The sequence below is a fragment of the Methylorubrum sp. SL192 genome (assembly GCF_026672325.1).
Lineage (GTDB): Bacteria > Pseudomonadota > Alphaproteobacteria > Rhizobiales > Beijerinckiaceae > Methylobacterium > Methylobacterium extorquens.
In genome coordinates this window covers 3,766,470-3,791,171 of the sequence record NZ_JAPPQV010000003.1, presented here as the reverse complement: position 1 = coordinate 3,791,171, position 24,702 = coordinate 3,766,470, and the positions used below count along the sequence as shown (strand labels likewise).

At 66.0% G+C, this 24,702-nt stretch carries 14 protein-coding genes; 8 read left to right on the top strand and 6 right to left on the bottom strand.

Features of this window, described 5'->3' with window-relative positions:
- Positions 1 to 18: 18 nt before the first annotated feature.
- Positions 19 to 486, bottom strand: coding sequence for a hypothetical protein (locus OVA30_RS18485; protein WP_268176329.1), 468 nt, complete (start codon positions 484 to 486; stop codon positions 19 to 21).
- Between the two features lie 7 nt (positions 487 to 493).
- Positions 494 to 655 carry a hypothetical protein gene (locus tag OVA30_RS18480; RefSeq protein WP_268176328.1) on the bottom strand — a complete coding sequence of 54 codons (162 nt, stop codon included), beginning with the start codon at positions 653 to 655 and terminating at the stop codon, positions 494 to 496.
- Positions 656 to 1,015: 360 nt separating this feature from the next.
- On the opposite strand from OVA30_RS18480, the gene OVA30_RS18475 reads away from it, so the two are divergent.
- Together OVA30_RS18475 and OVA30_RS18470 are read left to right on the top strand one after the other, a co-directional pair.
- On the top strand, positions 1,016 to 1,591 hold the full coding sequence (locus OVA30_RS18475; protein ID WP_268176327.1) for a hypothetical protein: 576 nt from the start codon (positions 1,016 to 1,018) through the stop codon (positions 1,589 to 1,591).
- Between the two features lie 45 nt (positions 1,592 to 1,636).
- Entirely contained in the window at positions 1,637 to 3,337 is a 1,701-nt protein-coding gene (locus tag OVA30_RS18470) for a type IV secretory system conjugative DNA transfer family protein (protein ID WP_268176326.1), read from the top strand.
- Between the two features lie 4 nt (positions 3,338 to 3,341).
- Here the strand turns inward: OVA30_RS18470 and OVA30_RS18465 are convergent, their stop codons facing one another.
- The 3 genes from OVA30_RS18465 to OVA30_RS18455 form a co-directional block, all read right to left on the bottom strand.
- Positions 3,342 to 3,773, bottom strand: a complete 432-nt coding sequence (locus OVA30_RS18465; protein ID WP_268176325.1) for a hypothetical protein — start codon at positions 3,771 to 3,773, stop codon at positions 3,342 to 3,344.
- Positions 3,774 to 3,925: 152 nt separating this feature from the next.
- The gene (locus OVA30_RS18460; protein WP_268176324.1) at positions 3,926 to 4,645 is read right to left on the bottom strand and encodes a hypothetical protein; all 720 of its coding nucleotides are present in this window, start codon (positions 4,643 to 4,645) and stop codon (positions 3,926 to 3,928) included.
- Between the two features lie 5 nt (positions 4,646 to 4,650).
- Entirely contained in the window at positions 4,651 to 5,145 is a 495-nt protein-coding gene (locus OVA30_RS18455; protein WP_268176323.1) for a hypothetical protein, read from the bottom strand.
- A 241-nt stretch (positions 5,146 to 5,386) separates the two neighbouring features.
- Between OVA30_RS18455 and OVA30_RS18450 the strand changes: the two genes are divergently transcribed.
- The 3 genes from OVA30_RS18450 to OVA30_RS18440 all read left to right on the top strand — a co-directional run bounded on the left by OVA30_RS18450 (position 5,387) and on the right by OVA30_RS18440 (position 9,816).
- On the top strand, positions 5,387 to 5,761 hold the full coding sequence (locus OVA30_RS18450; protein ID WP_268176322.1) for a CopG family transcriptional regulator: 375 nt from the start codon (positions 5,387 to 5,389) through the stop codon (positions 5,759 to 5,761).
- Positions 5,758 to 8,673, top strand: coding sequence for a MobF family relaxase (mobF, locus tag OVA30_RS18445; protein ID WP_268176321.1), 2,916 nt, complete (start codon positions 5,758 to 5,760; stop codon positions 8,671 to 8,673). The genes OVA30_RS18450 and mobF overlap by 4 nt, the downstream gene beginning before the upstream one ends.
- 345 nt (positions 8,674 to 9,018) lie before the next feature.
- Entirely contained in the window at positions 9,019 to 9,816 is a 798-nt protein-coding gene (locus OVA30_RS18440; protein WP_268176320.1) for a DUF1883 domain-containing protein, read from the top strand.
- A gap of 73 nt (positions 9,817 to 9,889) precedes the next feature.
- On the opposite strand, the gene OVA30_RS18435 is transcribed toward OVA30_RS18440, so the two are convergent.
- Positions 9,890 to 10,708, bottom strand: a complete 819-nt coding sequence (locus tag OVA30_RS18435; RefSeq protein ID WP_268176316.1) for an IS5 family transposase — start codon at positions 10,706 to 10,708, stop codon at positions 9,890 to 9,892.
- A gap of 180 nt (positions 10,709 to 10,888) precedes the next feature.
- On the opposite strand from OVA30_RS18435, the gene OVA30_RS18430 reads away from it, so the two are divergent.
- From OVA30_RS18430 to OVA30_RS18420, 3 genes are all read left to right on the top strand, one after another.
- A complete protein-coding gene (locus OVA30_RS18430) occupies positions 10,889 to 11,653 on the top strand; it encodes an IS5 family transposase (RefSeq protein WP_268176319.1) in 765 nt (254 codons plus the stop codon).
- Positions 11,654 to 12,173: 520 nt separating this feature from the next.
- Positions 12,174 to 14,660, top strand: coding sequence for a hypothetical protein (locus tag OVA30_RS18425; protein ID WP_268176318.1), 2,487 nt, complete (start codon positions 12,174 to 12,176; stop codon positions 14,658 to 14,660).
- Positions 14,648 to 24,652 (top strand): hypothetical protein, encoded by a 10,005-nt coding sequence (locus tag OVA30_RS18420; protein ID WP_268176317.1) that lies wholly within the window; start codon positions 14,648 to 14,650, stop codon positions 24,650 to 24,652. The genes OVA30_RS18425 and OVA30_RS18420 overlap by 13 nt, the downstream gene beginning before the upstream one ends.
- Positions 24,653 to 24,702: the final 50 nt, after the last annotated feature.

Here is a 24,702-nt window from a genome sequence, read left to right as displayed (position 1 = left end):
CGGCTGCCGCGCCCTCGTTCACAGGGCTGCTAGCACCCACGGCTCGGAGCGCGTCGAAATCCCGCGTGCCTTCACGGCGTTCGGCCGGATGGGACCGATGTCCCGCCATCGGCCCATCAGGATCTCGGCGCCCACATGGGTTTGCGGCTGTGTTCGTCCATTAGCCGTCAGTCTTGGCCCGCGGCTCTGGCCCGCCGTCAGATCCTCCACCTCCAAAGGCAGCATTACCGCGCGCAGCAGCCAGCCGTGACCCCGGGCGTTGTCCGCGAACAGGACGCAGTGAGTCGCCGTCAACGTCGTCAGCACGCTCGCGCGGTCGCGTTCGGGACTATGTCGAGGATGGATCTGAGCCTTCTCGTCGCGTCTGCAGCAGATGGTGCGACCTTCGCGTCGGTCGTATGGCTGCTCTGCATCCGGCCGCGCCGCCCTTGAAAGCTGAGCCGCACGGCTGGCGGTCGGTTTGTCCGCGTTGCTGCGCTCGGCCATGGCTGGGCTACTCCGCGGCAATGAGAGGGAGGTCGAGCAATGCGGCGATCGCGACCGGGCGGACCCAGATCAGCTCGCTCGACAGCCTGAAGCTCTCGCCGGCCCATGCGAGAAGCAGCGTCCGGGCAATCATGCCCATGACGGCCTCGGCGGCGTCAGGCGAGACCATGTTCCCACGTCGAACGGTAGGATGAGGAACCGAAAGCCATTGGCGACCGCGGCCGGGCACGCAGTGCGACCCAACCGTCATCCAGACGGATCATGCAACGGTGGATGGTGGATGGTCAGTTCCCAACGAACCGATCATCGCAGCCGATGCTGATTCTGGCCGATGTGATGCCTGTCACGAAGCTCAAATTCGGGCGCGATGCATCCGCCTAGCTCGTCGCTATCCGCTTGGTCAGGACGATGCCAAGTAACGACCGTGATAATTAATCTAAATTTCAATAAAACTTTATCCTATATCTCTCTAAAATTTCAACGGTCGGAATGTATGTCAGGATCACGGGAAACGAGCACGGCGGATAATATGCCAGATCTCAATGCACAAATCATGCTGAGCCAACACTGGAATGAACGCGAAGCTCTCCAAGAGGGTTATCGCATCATCACCTTCCTCATGTCTTTGACCGACCGAGAATATGCGTTCATCAAAAGGGATCTACATCCGCCAGAGGCGTATATCGCCCTGCTTAGGGGCTCGAATCTTTACAGTCCAGCCTGCGTGTATATCTACGTTACCGATGATCAGCTAAGATCCCTCATCCAAGATGCCGACGAAGATTTGATGCATACGTTCAGGCAGGGGCATCCTGTTTTTGTTCCCCCGAACAATGATCCATACACCCCGCTCGCTTTGCTTGAATACGCCATAGAGCAGTTAAAAGATAAGCATTATACAGTTATTCTATGTGAATTGATGAACGAAAATACCGAGAGCTTGCTTGCAACTCAGAGGACTCCCGCCGATATGAAAATTGCTCAGCGCGTTGTGCGCGGTTGTGCGAACAAACGCGGGCCGGCGATTATCGCGCAGGTCGGCGCCAATGACTTTTTAACATCGGTTGATATGCGCAACATCATCTTGCCGTCGCCGAATTTATAGAAACATACACGTCTTGCAGTACTATCGCATCGGACATTGATGGACATGCATCGTCCTGGCCTCGCTTGGCGTGTCACGTCCATTATTTTGATCGTTATCGGGGTTCTCGTCCTCGGTTATCCGGCGGCGTTCCTCGCGACGCATGGGCTCGATCCGGGGGGCTGGCCGTCGGTCCCGGGGACGCCGCAGGTATGGTTCTCGCCGCAGGGGGCGGCCCTCAGCGACAAGGCGTCGTTCCTCGTACAGCGGATCGGCAGAACCTATGCCAACATGGCGCTGGGCCGATCCGACGGCCTGCCCGGCGGTGGCCGCGTCGCGCTTGCCTGGATCGTCGGTGCGGCAGCGGCGGCCATCGTCATCGTGCTGACGAGCGGCACGCTCGTGCCCTCGCGTCACCGGTCGAAGCGCTACGGCGACGCCAAATGGGCCGGCCCCAAGGATCTCGCGCGCATGCGCGAGGGGCTGGAACTCGGCCTCGATCCCGTCACGGGCCGGACGGCCCGCATCCAGGTCGAGGGCAATTTGGTCACCATCGCGCCGCCCAGGTCCGGCAAGACCTCCGGTTTAATCTTGCCCAACCTCGTCCTGCCCGAGCCCGATGCCTGGGCCGGACCGGTGGTGGTCGTCGACCCGAAGGGCGACGTCGTGCGGGCCGTGCGCCGTCGCCGCGAAGCGCTCGGGCGCAGGGTCCGATGCATCGATCCCGTCGGGATCGCCCAGGGCGGTGATCGGTGGAACCCGCTGCTCGGGCGTGAGGCCGGCGACGTCCTATACCTGCAGAGCATGGCCCGCGCGCTTCTGCCGGACCGCGTGCACTCGTCGGACGGCGGCGAGTTCTTCAAGGACCGCGCCGTCTCGGTCGTCGTCGCGGCGCTGAGCGTATCAATCCGCGACGGCCGGAACGACGTCGTTGAAGCCGCCAACCTCATCCGCGATCCCGCTCGGCTGCGGGGCGCCCTCGATGGCCGTACCGACGCCGCCTCTCGCGACGCGATTGGGATCCTCGAATCCCCCGACGATCGCTCGCGCGGGGCCATCCTGTCGACGGCCGCACAGGTGTTCAGCTGGGCGCTCGACGAGCGCATGCAACAGGTGATCACCGACCACACCTTCGAGCTCGGCGATCTCTGCGCAGGCGACACCGACCTCTACATCGTGCTGCCCGCCGACAACCGCCGCCTGATCCTGGCTCCGTTCGTCCGGTGGCTGCTAGCCGACCTGTTCGCCGCCGTTCGCCGGACGCGCCCGTCCGAGCGCATCGTGGCGATCATCGACGAGGCGGCGGTGCTCGGCCCCTTCGACGCGATCTTGCGCGGCGTCGGTGAACTGCCCGGCTATGGCATGTCGTTGTGGACGTTCTGGCAAACTCGTTCGCAGGTCATCGAACTCTACGAGCGCACCGGCGCCGACACGATCCTCGGCACGGCCGAAGCGCTGATACTGTTCAACCTGTCGCGGGCGGAGGGCGACGAGAGCCGGCACTGGTCGGACACGATCGGGACCTATACCGGCGTCGATCCGCGGCCGGGCCGCAATGGCGGACCGGACATCCACGACGTCCCCACCGCAGTGGCGCTGGTGCCGCCGACGGAGCTGGCAGCCGCGACACAGCGCGACTCGATCGTGTTCCTGAACTCGGGCCGGTACACGACCGACCCGCTGAAGCTACGCAAGACCCAGTACGACGACCCCCGGTTGACCGGCTTGCTCGATGGTGCGCCGCCCGTCGGGCCGACCCGATCATGAGCGGTCAGCGCCACATCCGCAGGGATGCCCGCGGCACCGAGGCGAGCGCGTAGTCGAGGCGCGGGCACCACAGCCCGATCACGGGATCGGCCGCCGATCGGTCGAACACGGCGACCGTCGTCCCCTTTGGCAGAGCGAGGTACTCCTGCCGGCCGTCCGGGCATGTGAAGGCCACGAGGCCCTTCTCGGTCAGCGACGCCAACGGTCGCGTGCTCTGCCACGACACGTACAGCCATGGAGCACCGACGACGATTGAGCCGATCATGAGCGGCGAGAGACCGACCCGGATCAGGACGGACTTCGTGATATGACTCCATCGGCCGCGCGGCTGGAGATGCTGTAACCGGCGCCGACCCGGCACCAGGCTTGCCTCCAGCGAGCGGCGCAGGGCGATCCGGTCGGCCAGGATGAGGTCGGGATGGTTGAGGTGGCGCATCCGTTCGGCCGGAGCCAGCCCGAGGCATTCCTGCAGACGCTGCGCGCTCGCGGCCGCAACGGCGCGCTCGGCCGCGGCGGCCTCCGCCCTGGCTTGTCGTAGCGCCCGATCGGGATCAGCGCGTGAAGGGTGCCGTGCCGGCTCCGGCGGTCTCATCCGACCAGCCACTCGGCGGCGGGCTTGACGGCGGCCATCGCCTCGGCGCGGAAGCGGGTCAGGTCACGCCGGATCCTGGATCCGAGCGCGAGACCGTGACGTTCGTTGAGCTTCGCGGCGTCGAGTTGCGGGATCGAGGCGAGCCCGCCGGCCTGGAGGATCTCGACGGCCTTGTCTTCCATGACCTGCTCGGCCAGCGCGGTTGCCGTCGCGCCGGCGCCGATCTTGGCCAGCGTCTTGGCATCGACCTCGCCGCGCAGCCGGTTCTCGACGAGAAAGCGCGCTGCGGCAAACGGCTGGGCGAGCTTGAGCAGGCGCGGCGCCTCGGCCAGGGCCCCCGGCTCGGCGGTGACCACGACGAGCACGCCGACCGCGATGCCTGCGTCCGATAGGTCCGGGGCGAGATCGGCGAGCAGGGTGAGCAAACTTGCCGACGTGTTGGCGCCGACATCGGCGATGGTCGGCAGGCTCGCCGCCGTCATCGCGGTGATGACCGGATCGAACTCGGCCCGCGCCGCCCGCCCGCCGGTGCGCTCGATCGCGGCGCGCTCGGCGCGCATGGGGAAGAATTGCACGCGGTCTTCCAGCTCGATCAACCGCTTCGAGGCGTCGACCTCGATGAGAGGAGCCTCGGGCACGGCCTCGGCGAGTGCGCGCGCGACGATCGACTTGCCGACGCCGCCCTTGTCTTGGACGACGAGTAGGATGCGGGCCATGGCTGTCAGTCCTTCTTCAGAATGTCCCGGAGCTTGTCGAGATTCTCGCGCCGGATGGCGTCTTCGGTCCGGCCCGCATCCGAGGTCGTCCGATCGAGCGGGCTGGCCAGCGAGGCTAGATCGGCGGACAAGGCGAGCCGGCGCTCCGTGCGGCGGGGCGACGGGTCCACCGGCAGATCAGATCGCGTCTGCCGGGCTCCCATCTTGGCCGCGCGGCGCTTGGCCTGGCGGCGCACGCTCGACACGAGGCCGCTGATCTGCGCTCCGGTCAGGGGGCGGCCGTCGCCTGTCGTGTAGCCCTGCTTGGTCAGGCCGGCCGCGATGGCTTTCCAGGTGACGCCACCGGCCTGCATCGCCACGAGGGCTTCGAGGTTGTCGCGCACGACCGCCATGAGCCCGGTGGCCGGCCGACCGCCGGGCGCGTGTCCGCCGGACCGCAGGGGGGCGTCGGATACGTCGCGTTCGAGGCGGCGGAGATCGAGGCGCGTCGGTTTCGGCATGGGGCGGGGATAGCACGTACCCCGTTGTCGGCCTGTGTGGATGAAGGCGCCGATGCAGGCGAACGCGGCAAGGAAGTGTTAGCATACGACAGGGCGCAGCAAGGCACGGTAGGAGCGCAGCAGTGCACGGTATCGGTACGGTAGCAAGCGCAGCAACATGAGGGGTATCACACCACACGCACTAAAGTTGCCGCGGCGTTAACCAAGTAGCCTTTAGGGTCCCGGGACGCAGGTTTCGGGCTTGCCGATCAGGGTGATGCGAGAGCACGGTCTTGCCCTGTACGAATACCCGCTCATTGCTCCAACTAGTGTCGATCCCCTCGCCATGCAGCCTGTAAGTATCCTGACCGTCAGCTTCGATGCCGAACTCGGCCTTCGTCTTGCCGAGGCTGCCGAGCGCAGCGGCCTCTCGCCGGCCGACCTCGTGCTGCGGGCGGTACGCAACGATCTCGACGGCGTCATGGCGTATGCCCGCATCACCGACGAGGTCAACCTCGTCAAGGATGGCCTTGCCGCCTTGACCGGTCTCGTCGGCCAGGCACTGGCCGAACCGACCTCAGGCGAGGTCGCCGCAATTTGCCGTTACAAGCCTGCGCCCTCGTCGGCTGGCCCGTGACGGCAAGCCTCCACACCCTCGGCGCGGGGGCGAGCGCTGGCGCCTACTACACCCAGGATCCCTACCGCGAGACGCAGAACCGCGACGAGTACTACGCCAAGGATGGCGGCGGCCGGTGGTGGACGAGCGCCGGCAGCATCGTCCGAGACGGAGCAGCAATCGATCTCGCGAGCTTCCAGGATCTGTGCGCTGGGCGCGATCCGCGTACCGGCCAATCGCTGGTGCGCGGGGCCGGTGAAGGGCACAGGGCTGGATGGGACGTGTGCCTGACCGCGCCCAAGACCTTCTCGATCCTGTGGGCCGATGGTGGCGCCAACCAGCGGGCGCAGCTTGAAGCAATCCATGCCGCGGCGGTGACCCACGCGCTGGAGTTCCTGCGCGTGGAGGGGCTCGTCGAGGTTCGGCTTGGAGCTGGCGGGTATCTACGCGAGCAGCCGACCGATCTGATGGTCGGTCGCTTCGACCACTATACGACGAGAGACGGTGACCCCAACTGCCATACACACTGTGTAGTGATTAACGTGGCGGAGTGTACTGATAGAAAATATCGAACACTGGAGCCAACCAAGTTGTTCGACTGGCAAAAAGTCGTGGGATCAGCGTTTAGGGTCGCCCTTGCGGAAGGATTGTCGCGCGAGTTCGGTTTCGCCTTACGTTCGGCCGGTCAGGGCCAGTTCGAGATCCGTGGCATTCCCGACGCGGTGATCGCCGCCTTCTCCAAGCGATCGGCGGCGATCGAAGCGGTCATCGGCGGCGATCGCACATCGGTCTCCGGGTCGCGGAAAGAGGTGGCGGCGCTCTCCACCCGCGCTGCCAAGGCCGACCTGCCGACGGGTGCCGAACTGGAGAAGCGCTGGCGCCAGGAATTTGCCAGCCTCGGTTTCGACCCATGGGCTGCGGTGCGTGAGGCGAGCCGGAGTCCGGCTGCCGCTCTGGAAAGAGATCTTGAGCCTAAGCAGGATGTCGCGCGCGAGCTCGACTTCGATCCGCCGGAGCTTGCCGGCGACACGCCGGTGGCGCGGGCGGCGTCCGCACTATTCCGGCATCGCAACGTCGTCGACCGCGAGAGCCTGATCGAGCAAGCGCTGAACGAAGCCTCACTGCAGGGCATCGGTATCGCTGCGGTGCGGGCCGAGATCATCGCGCGGGAGCGACAGGGCGATCTCATCCGGCTCAGCCCGTTCGATGGGCAAGCCTGCTGGACAACTCCTGGCATCGCCGCTGCGGAAGCTGCCCTTCTGCGCGCCGCCGACCGACCGGATGCGGGATCACGGTTCCGACAAGAGGCGCTGAGGGCGGCGATCGAGGCGGCTCCGGAGCTCTCAGCCGAACAGCGCGAAGCGGTCATCCACGTCGCGGGGCCGGACGCCAGTGGCGTCAGTGTGCTGGAGGCGGGTGCAGGGACAGGAAAAACGACGACTGCCCGCGTGGTCGTGCAGGCGGCTCAAGCGTCCGGTCTCACCGTGATCGGCCTGGCACCGAGCTGGGCGGCGGCCAAAGAGCTCGCCGCCTCGACGGGAATCGAGACATTTGCCATCGCCAAGTGGCGCCACGATCTCAAACACGGGTGGATCCCCCCGCTCGATGCCAACACCCTTGTCCTATGCGACGAGGCCGGAATGGTCGGTACGAGGGACATGGCCTTCGTGCTCGACAGCGTGGCATCCGCTCCGAATGGAGGCGCCCGCGCGATCCTGCTCGGCGATAGGCGCCAACTCGCTGCCGTGCCGGGCGGATCTGCGTTGCGTGCCGTCGTCGACGTCCTCGGCCGGCACGCGACGCTGACCGAGGTGCGACGCCAGGTGCTGCATTGGCAGCGAGCCGCTTCCATCCTGATGGCGCGCGGCGACGTTGAGGCAGCGCTCCGTGCCTATGCTCAGCATGAGCGGATCGAACTCGTCAGCGGTTCGAGTGCGGCGCAAGAACAGGTGATCGCACTCTGGACCGCGGCCCGCGAACGCTACGGCAACAGCGAAGTTTTGATCGTCACCCGCCGCAACCGCGACGCGGCCGCCCTGAACACGGCCGCCCGTGCCGTCCTGCGTGCAGAGGGGCGTATCACGGGACCCGACGTCGAGGTTCGTGCGCGAGACCGGGAGAACAAGCCGTCGACGCTGAGCCTTGCAAACGGCGACAGGATCCGGTTCGGCGAGGGGATCCGACGCCACGGCATCGTCAACGGCACCCGCGGCGAGATCCAGGCGATCGGCACGGACGAGCAGGGTGAGCTGCAGATCGCGGTGCGCCTGGAGGATGGCCGCAGGATCGAGGATGCCTATGCGGCGCTCGTACGCGATTCGAAGCTAGGGCGGGACTCACCGACGCCGCTGCCTCGGATCAGCCTGGCAATTGCCGGGACCGCCTACTCCGTACAGGGTCGGACCGCATCGGCATGCGTTTACTACAACGCGACTTCGAGCGATGCCCGCGAGCTGTATGTGGGCCTGACGCGACATCGGCACGACACTTGGCTCGTGGTCGAGCGAGACCGGTTGGAGGCGGCCGTGCGCAGCCGCGGGTCGGATCCGCGGATGGTGCCGAGCCGAGCCGAACTTTACGAGCGGCTGTTTGTCGAAGCGCGGCGCTACGCCGAGAAAGCGAACGTCGTCGACCATGTTGAGGATCGCGCTGCCTTCGTCCGGTCCGGTGCGATCCCGCCAGCACGGACAGACGTCCGGCTCGACGTCGCGCGTGGCTTTCAGGCCGGGCGATTGCTGCGAGCGGTTCTTCAGGAGATTGCCGCGGTGCCGCGCATGACTGGAAGGTCTCTTAAGAAACTGCTGCGCGCAGCTGAGCGCAGCGTCTCACGTCGCCGGCAAGACCTTCCTGACCCGTCACGAGGATCCAATGGGAGCCCGGTTTCTGACCCACCGAAAAACCCAAAACGGTCGGCGCCGGAATTCGACCGATAGAAGCGGCGGGCCATCCATAAAGGGGGCTCAAGATCAGGCTGATCGCCAGCCTCGTCCTGTGCCCCCACTGCCGAAGGCGCTCAAAGTCGTAGCCGCCGCCAAGGAGGTCTCGCATTAAGACACATGTCGGGTTTTGAAAGATTATGTATCCGACGACAGAAAACTAGTCAGGCTATTTCGACATTTCGGCCTTAGGGGGGGGCGAGTGTGGGATCGTTGAGTAAAAATGAACGTCGACGAAACAGTCGTTTTTCGCACATATGCATCAATGCAATTTGCGGGCACAAACCGGGAACAAGCTAGCTTGGCACACGTTATAATATTTTGGCCTTTTGGGGTGGCCCTATGAAATTCACGAAATATGACTTTGGCCACCTGGACCGTGGTGACGTTGTCGAAGTTACACTACAGGGCAGTGCAGCCAATGTTAGGTTAATGGATAGCTCAAACTTCAGCAACTATAAATCAGGTCGTCAGCACCGTTATACGGGTGGTCTGGCAAAACAGTCACCAGTTAGATTAGTAGTACCAAACTCCGGGCATTGGTATTTGACCATCGATATGCAAGGGCTGCAGGGTACGACTCGGTCGTCTGCACGTGTTATTCCTGCCGCGGCGATGCGACCACTGCCAACCTTCAATGAGGCACCTCTTAGCAGTATCCGGTCATTGGTTCGAGATGCAGAAGAGGAACTTGTTCCAGCTGTGGATGGACCGGATGGACGCACCTTCGACGTGTTTATTTCACACGCGTCAGAAGACAAAAGTGACGTTGTCCGCCCGCTCGCTAACGCTTTGAAGCAGGCTGGCCTCAGTGTCTGGTATGACGAGTTCGAGCTACGCATTGGCGATAGTCTCCGGCGCAAGATCGACAAAGGGCTAGCTAGCAGTCGTTTCGGTGTTGTTATTCTTTCCAAGGCTTTCTTCGGGCGTGGCTGGCCGGAATATGAGCTGGATGGCTTGGTCACACGATCCAATTCAGGCGAGCAGATTATCCTCCCTGTCTGGCATGACGTCAGCAAAAAGGAAGTTATCGGCTACTCTCCGTCGTTGGCCGACAAGCTGGCACGTAGCACTTCGACCCATACGGTTGAAGAAATCGCCGCCGAAATAGTCGAGGTCATCCGTTCTCCGGCAGATTAAGTCAAAGCTAAACATCATCTGTCAGTCGTTGCCGCAGTAGGAGTTTCGAGGCTAGAGGCTGTTAGACCCTGTTTCATAAAGCTCGGGCGATCCGTCTGACGAGGATCATGGCTGCGGCGAGGACGAAGAAGGCGAGCGCAGAGGACGGGGTAGCCTCGTGGTCGCGAGCCAACCTGCGGCAGCGGGCGATCCAGCCGAAGCTCCGCTCGATGACCCACCGCCTGGGCTGCACCGCAAAGCCCTTCTGGCCCTCCTTGGGTTCGACGATCTCGACCGTGATGGTCGTGGCCGCGCCAACACGCTCGCCTCGATAGGCACGGTCGGCAAAGCAGTGGGCCAGGAAGGGAAACAGTCCGCGCGAGGCTCGAAGCAGGGCAATCGCGCCGTGGCTGTCGTGCAGGTCAGCGGGTGAGACCGCAGCCACGAGCAGGCGCCCGTCTGTATCCGTCAGTGCGTGGCGTTTGCGCCCGACGACCCGCCGGGCCGGATCGTAACCGCGTTCGCCGGCCACCCCCACGCCACCCGAGCGGGCAGCTTGCGCATCGACGACACAGCCGGTCGGGCAGGCCTCACGTCCGACGCGCTCACGGTCGGCCATCGTGAGGGCATGAGCGAGGCGCTCGAACACGCCTGTCTGCGAGAGACGCAAGAACCAGCGATGCACCGTGCTCCACGGCGGGAAGTCCAGCGGCAGATGCCGCCACGCGCATCCTGTCCGCAGGACGTACAGGATGCCGTCGAAGACCGCGCGCAGGGGCCGGCGCCATGGGCGGCCTGTGCTGGACGGCGCAGGCAGAAGCGGCGCAAGCACCGCCCACTCGGCATCGCTGAGATTGGTTGCGTAAGGCAGGCTCTCGCGCGCAAGCTCGGCGCGGGCGGCGGGCGTCCACATCGGGGTTCCTGGGTGAGCGTCAGAAACTCTCCCAACGCCTGCGATGCTCGCCGCTCACTCAATAGCTAAGCTGTTCTGCCCATTATGAAACGGGGTCTTACGGATCTTTGGGTGCACCAGTTTTGGGGGATGCAGTCCCGCCGCGCCTACCCATCCGATGTCAGCGATGAATAATAGGGCTTGGTCGCCCCTTACCTGACGCTGCTGCCTGAAGCGGCCGGCCAGCGTGAACACAGCCTGCGGGAGGTGTTCAATGGATTGCGCTACGTGGTGCGATACGGCGTGGCTTGGCGCGCGATGCCCCATGACTTGCCATCCTGGCACGCCGTGTACGATCAGGCGCAACGCTGGCTGGGGGCCGACTGCTTCGAGAACCTAGTCCACGACCTCCGCGCCGTGTTGCGCCTCGCCTCGGGTCGGGTCGAGGAGCCCTCGGACGTGGTGCTCGACAGCCGCACCCTGCGCTCGACGCCTGAAAGCGGCGCTCGCGAGGCCTGGGATGGACACAAGCGCAACCGCGGCTCGAAGCTGCACGTGGCGGTCGATACGCTTGGACAAGTGCTGGCGCTGCACGTCACACCGACCAACACCGACGATCGGGCTGCCGTGGCCGCGCTGGCTGATGCCGTGCAGGAGGCGACCGGCGACAGCGTAGATCTCGCCTATGTCGATCAAGGCTACACGGGCGAGCGTGCAGCGAAGGCGGCGGCAGATCACGGCATTGCCCTGGAGGTCGTGAAACTGCCCGAGGCCAAGCGCGGCTTCGTTCTGTTGCCGCGACGGTGGGTGGTCGAGTGCGCCTTCGCCTGGATGGCGCGCTTCCGCCGCCACGCTCGTGACTATGAACGCCTGCCCACCACCCTGGCAGGACTTCACCTGGTCGCCGTCAGTGTACTGCTACTCCGCAGGGCGGCCGACCTCGCAGAAGCCCCTAACAGCCTCTAGTTGGATATTGGAGAAAAGCTTGACGTAAATCCCGATAGTTGCACAAACCAGTCTGTCCTAATGCCCCAAGATGTCAAAATCAGTTAATAGTAATCCATACTCGTCGTCGATAGGTATCTTACGGCAATTCTAGATACATCAGATGTACCATTCGCCGTATATGCTGCAGCGGTACGATTAAATATAGATAATTAGCCCAACATTGTTATCTGCCATTTATTTTGCGCCCGAGAGTTGCATCGCATACAGCGCAAGGTGACAGCCTGGGCATGTAAATAATATTCATTTCCCTCTTTGACACGCATCGCAATTTGATTATTCTAGAGCACGAGTGACGCACAGATCCGGCTGGGATTGAAGTCAATAGGTTGTCGTCACTTCTTGTCAGACATGAGCTGCCGGGCAATCATTGGTGGTGTCCGGGCTCACACTGGACCAATAGATCATTCTGAAACGATTGGTCGGAAGTGAGCTGGCAGCAGATGAAGCGGCAGCTCCGAACTTGGTGGCGGAGCTTCGCATGATCACGCGATTGTTGGTCCTGATAGGCCTTGCCCTTCTTCTGCCCCCAGTGCAGGCCCCCGCGAGTGGAGCGACGCTCCCGGAACGCGACCCCTCTTATGGCGGAAGCGAGGTCACCGGCCTCTACCGCCTCTTGGCCCGGCTGAACGGCGAGCCGCTGCCGCTCGCCGACCCGGACCCGTATCCTCGCGCCGGTGACATGCTGACGACTGGGGGGGGCGCAGCGCCGCCTTACGTGGCCGGCAAGCCGGTGGTCTGCTTTCCGCTCGGGGTCACGCGGCTCGACGGGACTTTCAGGCGCAAGGCGCCGGCACTCTTTAAGTCCGTCGAACGAGCTCTTGGCGCGCTCGCCTCCGAGTTGCAGCGGGCGCGCGCCGCCAGCACCTTCGGGCGAGCATCGCCCACGATCACGCTGCGCCTGATCGGCTATTCCGACCCGACCACCAATCCGCCGCAGGCCAGCCTGCCGGGGCGGGACGGTACCAATTTCGAGACGTCGCTGGAGCGCGCCGAGGCCGTCCGCGAGGCGCTGCGTCGACGGCTCGGCCCCGGCTTCACGTTCGAGGTAGAGGGACGGGGACATTACCGCCCCCGCCCGACCGATCCCGCCGATGGCGAGGGCACGCTCGAGCACGACCGGAACGACGACAGTTGCGCGACCTTCGAGTCGGGGCCGGCCGGCGCAGCCGCCATCCAGGCGACCACGCCGGCGCCCCCGGAGGGGCCCGGCTCGCTGCGATACGTCGCGTCGCAGCGGCGCGTTGAGTTCGAGATCGTCACGCCTGTCCTGACCCATGTCGGCCACCGGCTGACTAAGGTGCCGGAGGCCGACGACGCCTCCAACGACGTCCGTCTGCGGCTGTTCCCGGGCAGAACGATGCCGGCGCGGCTGTTCGCGCACGAGATCTCCTGGTTGCCCTTTGGGCCGCGCCTACCGGGCCGAGACCATCCCTGCGCGCCGCGGCCGGGCACCGGGTCGCTCAAGCTGCTGCGCTCGCCGTCGTCTGGCTGGGTCCGTCAATTAGGGGCCGACAACAGGGAGCTCCCGACCAGCCGGCTCGACGGGCGCGACACGCTCGCGCTGCGGCTCGATGTCGACGAGGTCTGGAAGCGCGAGGGGGCGCGGACACTCAAGGCGTGGCGCGTGTCGGTGGCGTTGGCGGCCCTGCCCGACTTCAATCACGACCCGGACACGCAGCCGGACCCGAACCCCAAACTGCCTCCGGAACGGCGGCCGTATTCCTATGACCGGGGGATCGGCATGCCGACCTACTGGGCCGTACACCAGCGCTTCGAGGCTCTCGTCATCAAGGCGGCTACCGATCCGCCGGAGGGTGCCGCGGCCAATCCGGTGAAAGCGTGCCTCGACGCGCTCGGGATCATGCCGGCAGACGCCGACAAGCGGGCCGCCTGGCTGCGCGCGCTGCGCGACGCCGTCCTCGCGCAGCTGCCGAAGGACATAGACGGGATCCTGCTGCACGTTCACCGGCTCGACCGCCGCTTCCGCTTCTACGACCTCGCGCCCGGCATGGTGCTGCGGCCGCGGCCGACGGATTACGATCTGCTGGCGCTCTGGACGCGGCCCGCCGACCCGACGCCGATCCTGCTCAGGTCCGACCCCGTCGACCCGTGCGCACGCGTCCCGGTTCCGCGAACGACGGCGGGCGGGTCGATCGATCCGAGGCGGGTTGTGACCGGCGACCCCTTCGCAACACTGTTCACCGGCCTTTCCTTCGGCGCGGTCTGCACCGGCACGCCCTATCCCGGCGACTCCCTGTCTACCCCCGAATGCCGAGTGGATGGGGCGAGCGGTACCGGCGACGAGAATTGCACCAAGCAATATCGTCCGCTCACCAGCCCGGGCGACATCGGGCAGTACGTGGCGGGCACGCACGTTCGGGTTTTCGCGCCGCTCGGGGACGGGGAGCCCAAGAGCTACGACGCGAAAGCACCACGCGTCGTCACGTGCCCGCGCAGCGGAAGCAAGCTGTGCGATACCAAAGCCTGGATATTCGGCCTCGACGCATCCAACAATCCAAATGCGAATCACGTCACGATCCTGGCGCGAACGCCTTGGGGTGCACCCCTCGATGACTGGCGCTCGGCTCGGAACGACGCTCTTCCGAAGCCTAAGGCACTCCTCCCCTGCGTCGGTCCCGTCGAGTGCGGCTACCTGGGCGGCGGGCTGTCGCTGTCTCCGGCGATCAAGGTGAAGCTGAACGGCCGCGACGAGTTGGCGAGCCTTGGCTCCGGGGTCGCCCACCTGCTGCCGACCGAAGACAGTGCGGCCTGCTTCGAGCGGCTTCCACCCGCCGCGCGTGGTTGGCCGCGTGGTGCGCAACTGGCTATGCCGCTGGACGTCGAGCTTGCAGGGCCGGGCGGAGCTCCGCTCGTTTTGGCGTCCGAGCTCGTCGCGGATCGCCGCGACTGCAGGCTGCTCGGCCTCATCCTCACGCACGGGAGCCGTCTGAGATGGTCACGCTGACACGCCTGCCCGGCACCAAATGCTTCTCGAAAGTCTCCGGAGAGGCGCGCGTCATAGTCCGCCCGCGCGGCGAGGTGCCGGGCGACGACTTCATTCCGACGGAGGACACTATCCGGGAGGCCATCGTGGCGTTCCCGCATCGGCTGTCAGACGCAGCCGAAGTCTGTACTTGGCTCGAAAATGAGGCCGAGGCTCAGCGTCAAGCGGCACCGGACGCGCCGACTCGACGGGTGGTATTCCTCGATCGGTTGATGAACGTCGTCGCGGTGATCGTCGGGAGCCGCCGGGGCGAGATCCCGGCTGTCCTGAACGACGGCGGCCAGTCCCGCGCCAACGGCGTCGATCTCGGCGATCAGTTCGGGTTGCTCCTGTCGGAAGCCGAGTTGCGCTTCGACGGGACATCGCTTTCCGTCGAGCCGTCCGAGTCGCCGCACCGCCTGGTTCGCTGGCGGCAGGCCCCGTCGAGCGCCGATCACCTGGCCACCGACGCCGTCACGCTGGCGCTCGACGGAGACATGCTCGGGCTCGTGATGGCGCGCGGGCGCGCTGGGCCGCACGAGAACGGCAAGGTCACGTCCGATCTCACGACCTATCACGATTTAGGCCTCGTCAGCAGCTTCGTCGAGCTGATCAAGACATCCGGTCCATTCGGCGACACCTTGAAGTACCGCGCGACACGTGCTGCGCTGCTGCATGCGGGCGACGGATTTGACACGGTGGCGTCCTTCGCGGCCTCCTTCGACCCGCACGAGCTCTACGACGGGGAGCGCTCATTCTTGCGGCTGCTGCCGGAGAAAGGAGGCGACGCCCTGACCTTGTCGCTGCCCGCCACGCCCGGACAGCCGGTCCGCGTCAGGCCCAGCGGCGGAGACTGGGAGCGCGGGAATGCGCCCCGATTCGTGTTCACCAATCAGATCGGTGATGGGAAAAGCCTGGAGGATCAGCGCGAAGACCTGCTGACGCTCGTCGGCGAATACCTCGTCGAACCGCTGGCCGTCTCTTCGGGCGGTATTCGGGCGGCGCTGGACGTCTCCGATCTCGGCCTCGTGCCGGGTTTCGCGGCCAGCGAGGCGATGCAGCCGATGGCCGAGGCCGGTGGGCTCAGGACGCAGGCGGCGAAGCCTCTCACCGTCAGCTTCGTGCTCGGACCGGCCTTCGACCCGAAGGAGAAGACCGTCGACGGACCGCCTGTGATCGAGGAGGAGTACGCCCTCGCGCTCACGGCCGGAAACAAACCGCACCGCGACCGCACGTCGTGGATGAAGCTGCATCGCGGGGGCGAGATGGACCTGCTTGCCGAGCCGCCGAGCGGGCGCACGCTCGACGCCGTGGCGAGCGCTGGCACGACCGTCCTCAACCATGCGCCGCTGCTCCGCCAGGTCGGGACAGGGGGGACGGACAAACATGCCGGCTTCCTGCCGGTTCTGCCGCCACGCGGCGTCCTCGCCGACGACCTCGACCTCGCGAAGGCTTTCGACCGCGGCCTACTGGCGCGCGAGCGTCGGCGCGTCTCGCAGGCACCCCGCGGCGCGAAGCGGGGTCAGGTACCGATGGTGGCGGGCGCAGCGTCGCCCGTGACGACGCCCCTCGGCTTCGAGGTCGAGACGAACGCGGACGGATCGCCGACCCGCCTTGTCTTCGCCCGAGTCAAGCTCGAGACCGGGGAGGCCGTCTTTGCGCTTCGAGGCAAGGCCGGAGCGCCGATCCCGTCACCGATCCTCGACGCGCTGGTCCGCAACAAGCTGTTCCTGGTCGCAAACCGCATGCCGAGCGCGGTGGAGGTGCCGGGTCTCGACTTCGAGAGTAGCATCAACATCGGCGGCTACTCCTTCGACGTGCGGCTGGACGCGCCGGACTCGATGGTGCCGATTGGTGAGACGTCGCCGCGCTTCGACACCTTCGTAATCGTCAAAAATGTCGCCGACCGATCGATCGCCGAGCTGGTGGGTGATCCCTCGTCATGGTCGGGGCGCGGGCTGTTCCTGACCAACCCGCGTGCGAACACGAAGGCCGGCGCCGATCCGAAGCAGGCCGTTGGGGAGGTCCAGAAGGCGCTCGACGCCTTCATCGCGCGCGCCCGCGCGATCTCGGAGGGCAAGATCCCGACTGGAGGGGACGAACCCACGCCTGCCGACCCCGCGCGGTACGGGCGCCTGTACAACGCCATCCTGAACGACGCGTCTTGGCAGGGCGTCCTCGTGGTCGGCGCGAGCTTCGACCTGGCAGGCTTACCCGTGCAACTGAAGGGGCTGCTCGGCGGCATCGATCTAGAGAGGCTAAAGGCGGAGTACATCGCGGTCCCGCTGAAGCCGCTGCCGAGCGGCGGGGTGCCGCAATCGCGACTCCAGGGCCTCGTCGACTACCGGGGCCCGCCGAAAGCTAAGCCCGATGTCAGTCCGGAGGAGGGTCAGAAGGACGACGAGGAGGGCCCTTACGGCTTCGACGTGCCCCGGCTCGTCGTAGAGTTCGCCCGCGGCGAGGTGTTGGGCTTCGAGGCCAGGGTGCGCCTCGTCGCGACCAAGCTGTTCCGCGCGGTTGGCAACATCCAGCAGAAGAAGAACGGAGGCTGGGAAAGCGCCACGACCATCGAGCTCGACGGCCGCTACGAGAAGCGGCGCGAGGGCGACACGGTGCTGGAGAGCTACGTCTTCGAGACCTCCGGCTCCTATCGCTACGTCAGCGGCACGGATCCGGAGGGAGACCCGGCTGCCATCATCCGGCGCGCGACGCTCGACCGCGTCGCCTACGAGACCCTGTCGGCCGAGTCCAAGGACGGCAAGTCAAAGGTGGGAGCCGCGTTCCGGATCAACGGCGACATCGAGTTCGGGAACGTGAAGATCCCCGGGCTGTCGGACCTGTTCAACATCGAGAAGGTCGCGTTCTCCGACCTGCGCATCTCGTGCGACTTCCTGCTCGATCTCGTCAAAGGCGTCATCGACGGCGTCAAGAAGATGTCGTTCCGGGTCGGCGCGCTCGGCTTCGACTTTCCCAACGCGAGCGTCCGCAAGGACGGCGGAGGCCTGTGGTCGGCCTTCCCGCTGAAATTCCGGAAATTCTGGATGTTCGACGGGCCGGTCAACCTGCCGTCGCTCGGCTATGTCAGCTTCGCCGAATTCGACGCCGCGCTCGCATTTCGGTTCGGTTTCGACTTTGATCTCGACCTCGGCACTCTCGGCGGCCTGTCGTCCTTCAAGGGCCTGCGGCTCGGCCTCCTGTTCGCCTTCGTGGACGGCGGGTCGTCGGCCGGTAACGTCACGTTCGGCTTCCGCTTTCCCGAAGGCGACGGCTCGCTCGATATCGGCCTGCAGGGCTTCCTGAAGCTCAAAGCGAAGAAGTACGGCATACTCAATACCGCCTATTCTAACGGCAAGAAAGCAAAGGCGATTTACAGCGTCGGCACCCAGCTGGAGGTGCTCGGCCAGGACTTTCCGGCCGATCCGGGCATCACCTTCGCGGTGCTGGCCGCCCCTGAGCTGATCAAGAAAAACGGTCTCGGTTCCATCGGCTGGCTGGCTGCGCGCAAGTTCGCTTCCGACACGGGCAGGATTGGCAATGTCATCGACCTCGAACTGATTGCGCTCGGTCAGCGCGTCGACCCCATGAAGGGCGTCGAAGTCAGGACGACGAAGGACTTCGTTGCCCAGCTCGGCAATCTTTTCGCGGATGACCTCGGCAGCGAAGAAGCCGACCCCAAAAAGATCGCCGAGAAAATCATCAAGGCGATCGAGACCAGCATCGGGTTCGCGCCCGACCGCAACTGGTCGCTCGGCTTTAGCGCCTGGATCGCCGACCGGGTGCAGATCGGCCTGGCGGTGCGCGACGCCGACATATACGGCCTGCGTGTCGACCTCCGCAAGTCGCGCAGCAGTCCCGATCCGCTCTTCGCGGTCGACGTGCTCTACCGCAAGCTATCGGAGCGTCTCGGCGTCTACTCGATCGAAATCGTGCCGCCGGAGCAGTTGCGCCAGATCGATTTCGGCTGGGTGGTCGTTGACCTGCCGGCGATCGGCATCGAGATCTTCACCGACGGCGGCTTCACGATCGATCTCGGCTATCCACACAACATGGACTATGCGCGCGCCTTCAGCGTGCAGGTCCTGCCCTTCATCGGCTCCGGCGGGCTCTACTACCGCCAGGTCTCGGGGCCGGGCGCGAACCTCATTCCGCACCCCAGGTTCAAGAAGGGCGGCGTGCTGCAGCCGCGGGACGAGACGGTCCTGTCCTACCAAGTGGTGGAGGCCGGCATCGCGTTCCGGGTCGGGCTCGGCAAGGAGATCGACAAGGGCATCTTTAGGGCCGGGCTATCGCTCACCGTATTCGCCACGCTTGAGGGCGGCTTCGGTTACCTCAAGAAGAGCGACGCCTTCGCGCAGAACGGTTTCGCGACTGGGGCGGCCACGACCTTCATCGCCGTTGGGGGCACCGTGGGCGTGATGGGCGAGGTCTACGGCTACGTCGATTTCGGTATCGTCAAGGCCGGCGTCGCGATCAGGCTGTGGGTCGCGCTCAGTCTCGACTTCAAAACCGACCACCGCACACGGCTCTTCATGCAGGTCGGCGTCAGCGTCGCGGTCGAGGTGGAGATCGCGAGCTTCAAGATCTTCGGCCGGCGCATCTCGATCTCGATCTCTTTCAGCTTCGACACGACGGTGGAATACTCTACCTATCTTGGCAGTGACCGCAACGCCGAATATTACGAAGTGGGCGCGGGTGTCGGAGTCGCCTCGATCCCGCGAGCCCGGACGGCGGTCGCGGAGTACGGCCCGATTGCCGCGTTCGACTGGACACGGTCACTCGCGCCAGCCGAGTGGCGCGAGGCGGCCGCGAAGCTCGCGTTCGCGCTTCGCTTCTCGCCCGACGTGACTCTCGCCAACCATGCGAACCAGATGCGGCCCGAGGCCGTCATGATCCTGACCTCGGAGGTGCCGGACAAGACGCCGACCGACATTGACGGAGTACCGGCGATGCTGGCCGCCTGGGCATTCAGGGCCGCTTACGAACCGGGCTCGATTCGGGACAAGACCGTTAGCTTCGACGAGCTCGACGCGCTGGCGCGCGCGGTCGCCGAGGGTCCGCCGCCGATACCGGGCGCTCCGGCGCCGACCGCACCGCCCGCCCGCCTCGCCCATCTCCCGGACGTGAGCGCGATCCTGTCGCTTTTCGCCGACAACATCGCGGCCACGTTCGAGGAGCACTTGGTACACGACGACCCACCGCCGCCACCGGTGCCGGCGGTATTCTGGCCGATACCGCCCCGGACGCGGATCCGCCGCCACGGGTTCGCGGACGACGCCATCTTCGACGACGTCACGCCGTCCGAAAAGCGTGTGGTCGATGACCACTACCGCGACACGGTCGACCTCGCGTTCCGCGAGCAGATGGCGGTCCTCAACCGGGAGGATGGGCCGGGGACGGTTAGGGCCCAGGCCGCGCCGCCGCCGATCTCGATCGCGGACGCGGCCTTCACCGAATACGCGATCCTGCTAATGCGCGCCGCGCTGGTACGGCTCGCGAGCCTCGCACACGAGTCGATCCTAGCGGACAAGGACCGCCCCGATCGCGTCCGGCTCGGTCCTCTGCTCGACCGGCTGACCGCCTCGCCGGGCGGGACCGGCATGCCGGACGTCCCTGGCCCGGCGCGCGACATTCTGCGGTCGGCATCGCGGATCTTCATGCACGCACCGCGCCTGCCGTTCCCGGAGCTGGCGAAGGGCGACCTGTCGCTCGTGCCGCCTGACGCGATGGACCCGACTGCGCATCACAGCCTGTTCCGCCTCGGCTGGCTGCAGGTCCCGCTGGGCGCCGCAGCGAATACGGGGGGCGCCGGAGCGGACACGAGGAGGATCGAGGTCGAGATCGATCCCGGCTTCGGCGCGAAAGCCACGCTGAGCGTCGACGACGTCATCGGGGCGAACCTCGACACCTTCGCGGCGCTCGGCACGACCAAGCCGGCGCTCGGCGGTGCCTGGCACCCGTCGCAACTCGTCCGCACCGAGCGCCGACGCTTCCACGCCGGCCTTTCGCATCCGCGCAACGACGGCGGCCGGCTGGTGATGCTCGACCCGCTACTCCTGAGCCAGCTGGCCGAGCGCGCCCTCGCGGACGCTAGCCTCAAGCTGTTCCTGCGGAAGCTCCCGGACAGCGACAAGGAGCTGCCCGCGCTTCCGGCCGATATCGAGCACGACAAGGACACGTTGAAGGCAAAGCCCGCGATCGCGGTCCGCATCCGCCTCGCGTCGCGCCGCGCCGAAGGCGGCACGAGTGATCTCGACGTGTTCGAAATCCTCGGCATGAGCGAGGCGAACCGTGTGCGGCTCGACCGCTACGAGGACGGGCAGAACCCCGGCGAGATCGTCGGCATCGCGTTCTACAGGCTTGGCGACACGCTGCTGAACGACGTCGGGGCGCCACCCGACGCCACGGTCGTCCAGGTCGACGTCTCGGCCGAGCCGAAGCCGGATGCCGACGGCGCCAAGGTGCAGCCGGCGCCGGTCCAGGCGACCTACGTCGCGAGGCTGGACGAGATCGGCGCCTTCGTTGACATCGTCCGGCGTACCGGCATCGTCAATCGTGGCGGCACCGTCTTGGGCTGGGATGGCGGTAAGGGAACGTTCGGCGCCGGCTCGACCGTCGAGGCCTTGATGGTGCTGACCCTGCGGGCTGATGCCGTCGGCCAAGCCAACGCGATGCTGATCGCGCCGGCGGACGCGGCCGGGGCAGATCGGCTTGAGGCCGTCCTCGCCGGCGACGCGGGCACGGATGCGGTCGCGAGCGTCGGCGAGCCGGTCGCGCAGGCCGGCACCATGCCGGCTATGGTCGTGCGCAAGCCGCTGCCGCCGCCGGAGGGCGCGGATGCCGGCGCCTGGAAAGCGCTAATAGACCGGTTCTCGATGCTGGCGGTCGGCATCTCGAGCCAGGACGGCACTGTTCTAGTAGAGGCCGCGAAAGCGCTCTCGGTCGGCCCGACGAAGGACGCCACGACGGGCGCACTTATGTTCTCCTTGCCGATCCCCGTCGCCAAGCTGTTCCGCGACGCCTCGCCGTATCGTCGGGTGGGCCAGACGCTGATGCTGCGCGGCCTGTGGCGCGACGTCTACGGCAATGAATGGCCGGTCCCGGCCTTCGTAAAGCCCGACGCGCGAGTCCAATATGTCGATCGGCTGACCCCGTTCACCGACCTGCCCGGGCTCGGCATCGGCTGGTGGCCGACCGCGACGCCTGGCATCCTTCAGGTCAAGCTCCAGATCGAAAGGCGCTGGCCCAACAGCCTAGTCCCGTCACCGCCTCCGACTCAGTCCCAACCCGATGACAAGCTGACCGCGGCCGCCCAGGCCGAGCTCGCGGGCCGTCTCGAACGGACACGCGCCGTCTATGCCTGCGCGGCCGAGCAGATCGCTGATCCTCTCGCGGATGCGACCCTGACGGCGAGCTGGAGCGAGGCGACGGTGGCGCCGGAGCTAGGGACTGCGCTCCAGACCTTCATGAAGCTTGCAGCTGATGCCCTCGGAAAGCTGGTAGAGCTCGATCTCGCGCGATCGGCGACGGCGATCCGCGACGACATTAAGAACGCTATTGCCGGGCTGTCTCGGTCCGTGTCTGCGACGGCACCCATTCCAACTATCGGAGAGTCGAACGCGGACTTCTTCGAGCTGGCGCTCACCCTCAAGGTTGCCCGGCGGGAGACGAATGACGCAGGCGACCAGATCTTCTTCAGCACCGACGCGACGTCGGACATGAAGTCGTTCTCCATGCCGGTCCGGCTGCGACTGCGCGAGCTGGACTCGATCCCGCCGGACGACCCGTTCGGCGGCACGCTGGTCGAGCTGCAGCAGGCAGTGTGGAGCGGCTTCGCGCCGCACCACCTCGTCGGCACGGGCCTGTCGGCCCAGCCGGGGATCGGCGACCGCGCGGCCTGGCTGATCCGCCGCGAGGTCCTGCCGCCACCCGACCATCTCAAAAGGGGGGCGCGGCACGATTTCGCGCTGCCGCCCGTGTCGACGCACCTTCATACGGTGGAATTTACGGAGAAGACTGGTCTCTTGCCGACCTTCGGCGGGATGCCGCGCTCGGCCACCTTCCGGGCCGTCGATGCGGATGTCGAGGCGGCGCGGGCACTCGCCGCCTATGAGCAGATCCTGAAGCCCGAGATCGTTGATCGACTGATGCGATCATCGGTAGGCAGGGCGGCCCTGCAAGAAATCGTTACAGCCAAGGCCGGTTTCTCCGAGGACGTGACTGAAGAAGAGAGCGAGAAATTGGGCATCGCGCAGCTTCTCGCGACGCGGGCCGCACCCGTCTTCGTCGGCAGCGCGCCCGCTCCGCAAAGCCTAGCACTCACCCATCGGGTGCTGACCGATCTGGTGCGGGGCGTGCTGACCCGCGCCGACACGATCGACACGATCGTGGTCCTGGGTGACCCTGATCCGACGACCCGACCCGTAGCGGGTAAGAAGCTCGAGGCCGGCCCGCAAGCCTACGGGCGCTTCGAGCCGGAGGGTGCCGCGATCGCGTCCGTGCGTCCCTTCGTGATGAGCGTCGGCACGCAGAGGGTCCGACGCGACCTCGCGATGGCGGTGGACGTGCCGCCGGACTTTGCCGAAGCTTTCATCCAGGTCGTGGGTCGCTATCGCGTCACGCACGTGCAGCGCCTGGACCGGCCAGACAACGTGGAGGCGGGGCGGCCCGGCCGCTACCGGCCGACCGCGTGGCTCGCCCTAGTGCCCCCCCCCGTCGAGAAGAAGCAACCGGGATTGTCGCCTGCCCCTATTCCCGCCTGGCTCCCGGAATACGAGATCGAGCTGAAAGACGTCCCCGTGTTGCGCCGCCGCTATCCGGTCGTGCCGGCCCTCCTGCGCGAGACCGCGACGGAAACGTCCTGGCCGCCGGCGATGCCGATCGACGCCAGCCTTCGCGACTGGTCATCGTCCCGGACCTGGAAGGCGGAGGCCATTGGCCCCGACCGTATGGACCTCGGGCTGCGCTACAATCCCAGCCCTGGTCGAAGCGACGTGGTCTCGTCGGCGGCGAGCGCCACGGAGTTCGCCTGGGCGACCGCCTTCCTACGCTTCGCCGAGACGGTCGGCCCAGCGCTGGAGACGGCGCGCAAGACCGGGCCATCCGCCGCCGACGTCGAGCTTGCGGCATTCCTGCGCGACGCCTGCCAGTCGCTCTGGGTCACCCTGCGGACGCCGCTCGCGACACCCGCCTCCTCGGATCCCGACATCTTCGATCGGCTCAGGCTTGAGGAAGAGCCGTCCACCGGCGGTTCTCGCCGGATCAAGCTGCGCCGAAACGCAGACCCCCGGGTTGCAGGAACCAGGCTCACGCTGGACGTTATGAAGAGCGACACCGCGGTGGCGGGCTCGTACGCAGTTGCGGACGGCGACTGGGCGAACGCGCCCAGCACGCCTGGGTCGCTGCAGATCCGGCAGCTCGGCGCAGAGGGTGCCGACATCCTCCTGCTGCGTGCCGTCCAGACGGAGCTCACGCTGAGCCGCAACGCGATGATCGGTCCGAAGACGGTCGACGAGCCCTTCGTGTACCGTGTGCCGACCGTGGTTTCGGGCGCGCCGGTCCTGCCGGTCATCGACGTCGCGGAGGCTCCGCTCGCGACCGCGCCGGCCCCTTTCGAGACGCATCTCGCACAACTGCTTGACGCCTTCATCGGGCCGGATGGTGGCCCAGCCGCGGAGGCCCTACAGGAACTAGCGCTCGATCTCGTGCTAACATTTGAGCCCGAACTCGCTCCCGGGCTCGACGTGACGGCCGACGGGCTGCACGTTGCAGGGTTGAGCCGGCTCGACCTGTCGACCAAGCGCGCGGCGTGGATTCAGCCCTTCGTGGACGCCGTCGCTGCGTGGCGAGGCACGCGGGCTCCGACGCGAGGCCTGTTCGCATTTGACGTGCGGCTCTACGAGCGCGGTGAGGGCCGGAGCGAGCGGCTGATCATGCGAGTGCGGCGCATCACTCTGGGCATAACATTGATTACGTGATTATCACGAGCAAGTAATCAGAAGAGATTACCGTCCCGTGCCGGGAAAAA